A 1,723-nucleotide genomic window follows, 5' to 3' on the forward strand; every position below is an offset into this window, starting at 1 on the left:
AAAAAGCCGGCCCACCCGGGCCGGCTTGTCCTGCATCGCGTCTTCCGCGCTACGCCGGCGCCAGCGCCGGACTCCAGCCCTGCGGGATCGCCCCCAGCAGCTTCTTGGTGTAGCCGTCCCGCGGCTCGCGGTAGATCACGTCCGCGTCCGCCTGCTCCACCACCCGCCCCTTGTTCATCACCAGCACCTGGTCCGAGATGTGCTTCACCACCGCCAGATCGTGCGAGATGAACAGGTAGGACAGCTTGTACTCGTCCTGCAAGTCCTGCAGCAGGTTCAGCACCTGCGCCTGCACCGACACGTCCAAAGCCGACACCGATTCATCGCAGATCAGCACTTCCGGCTTCAAGGTCAGGCAGCGCGCGATCGCGATCCGCTGCCGCTGCCCGCCCGAGAACTCATGCGGGTACTTGGCCAGCGCGCCCGCCGGCAGACCCACCTTGTCCAGCAGGTCCTGCGCCAGCTTGCGGCGCTGGCCGGCATCCTGGCCGATGCCGTGCAGCAGCATCGGCTCGGTCAGGATCTGCTCCACCGTGAAGCGCGGATTCAGCGATGCGTACGGGTTCTGGAAGATGATCTGGATCCGTTTCTTGTAGGCGTGGAAGGCCTTGGCGCTCATGCCGATCAGGTCCTGGCCGTGGAACAAGGCCTTGCCCGCCGTCGCCTGGTGCAGCCGCACCAGCGTCAGGCCGACGGTGGTCTTGCCGGAGCCCGACTCGCCGACGATGCCCAGCGTCTTGCCGCGCGCCAGCTTGAACGATACGTCCTGCACCGCGTGGAACTGCCGCTTGCCGAACAGGCCTTCGCGGATGTCGAAGCTCTTGCACAGCCCCTGCACGTCCAGCACGATCTCGTCGCCCGCCGCGTAGCCGCGCTTGCGCTCGGCCGGCTCCACGTAGCCGCCCGGCTGCAGGAAGTCGTCGATCACCGCCAGCCGCTCCGGGCGGCGGTCCAGATGCGGACGGCACGATAGCAGCGCCTTGGTGTACGCGTCCTGCGGGTTCTCGAAGATCTGTCGCACGGTGCCCTGTTCGCGGATCACGCCGTGGCGCATCACGATCACTTCATCGGCGAACTCGCCCACCACCCCCAGGTCGTGGGTGATGAACAGCACCGACATGCCGTGCTTCTTCTGCAGATCGGCGATCAGCTGCAGGATCTGCTTCTGAATCGTGACATCGAGCGCGGTGGTCGGCTCGTCGGCGATCAAGAGCTTGGGCTCGCAGGCGATGGCGATGGCGATCATCACCCGCTGCTGCTGGCCGCCGGACAGTTCGTGCGGGTAGCTCTTCACCCGCTTCTCCGGCTCCGGCAGCCCCACTTCGCGCAGCAGCTCCACCGCCCGCTTCCACGCCGCCCCGCGGCCCAGCCCGGCGTGCAGCGTCAGCGTCTCGACGATCTGCTCGCCCACCGTGAACACCGGGTTCAAGGAGCTCATCGGCTCCTGAAAAATCATCGCCACGTCCTTGCCGCGCAGCCGGCGCAGCTCGGCCGCGCTCAGCTTCAGCAGGTCGCGCCCGTCGAAGCGCAGCTCCGACGCCGGATCGATCTCGCTCGATTGCGGCGGCAACAGCTGCATAATGGCCATCGACGTCACCGATTTGCCGGAGCCCGATTCCCCCACCAGCGCCACCGTCCGGTGCGCCGGAATGTCGAAGCTCACGCCCTTCAGCGCCTCGAAGCGGCCGCCGTCCTCCTGGCGGAAACGCACCCGCAGATTGCG

At 67.1% G+C, this 1,723-nt stretch carries 1 protein-coding gene; it reads right to left on the reverse strand.

What is annotated here, in order from left to right; all coding sequences use genetic code 11:
* Positions 1 to 49 precede the first annotated feature (49 nt).
* A partial coding sequence (locus LQR33_RS24025) for an ABC transporter ATP-binding protein (RefSeq protein ID WP_231470746.1) occupies positions 50 to 1,723 on the reverse strand: 1,674 nt, incomplete at its 5' end.

It is taken from the genome of Chromobacterium piscinae (assembly GCF_021129175.1).
Taxonomy (GTDB): domain Bacteria; phylum Pseudomonadota; class Gammaproteobacteria; order Burkholderiales; family Chromobacteriaceae; genus Chromobacterium; species Chromobacterium piscinae.